This window comes from Scandinavium sp. M-37 (genome assembly GCF_043558715.1).
Classification (GTDB): Bacteria; Pseudomonadota; Gammaproteobacteria; order Enterobacterales; family Enterobacteriaceae; genus Scandinavium; species Scandinavium vulneris_A.
On the sequence record NZ_JBIGIN010000110.1, the window covers coordinates 1 to 496 of the forward strand.

Sequence of the window (496 nt, forward strand, 5' to 3'; positions counted from 1 at the left end):
CCTAATGCCGATCGTTTAAGGATCGGTTGACCGATCCGGTGGCTGGTGTAAAAAGGGTTCATGCTTATCATGGACCCTTTTTAAATGGAACTTTCACAAGCCCTCGGCATTATCAATGTCACCTCCCCCGAACACGCCCGTAGCCTCTCGGACCTCATTCCCTCTGAATTCATTCAGAAAGCGTTAAGGTTGACTGATACTGTCACACTCCGTAAGCGCAAACTTCCTCTTGAATCCATGATCTGGCTCGTCGTTGGCATGTCCATCTTTTGCAATCGCCCCATGACCGAGATAGTGAATCTGATGGACATCACTGACAGAACCGGTCAGCCTTTCACCGCACGCAGCTCAGTCATTCAGCGCCGAAAAACGCTTGGGGAAAATGCTGTGCGGCAGTTGTTCGACATTACGCAGAGCCACTGGAACCAACAGGCGGCCCATCCGAAATGGCACGGCCTGAATCTGTTTGCTGTGGATGGTGTTGTCTGGCGTACGG

Annotated in this window: 1 protein-coding gene; it reads left to right on the forward strand. The window is 51.6% G+C overall.

What is annotated here, in order from left to right; all coding sequences use genetic code 11:
- Positions 1 to 84: 84 nt before the first annotated feature.
- A partial coding sequence (locus ACG0Z5_RS23925; RefSeq protein ID WP_394451673.1) for a transposase domain-containing protein occupies positions 85 to 496 on the forward strand: 412 nt, incomplete at its 3' end.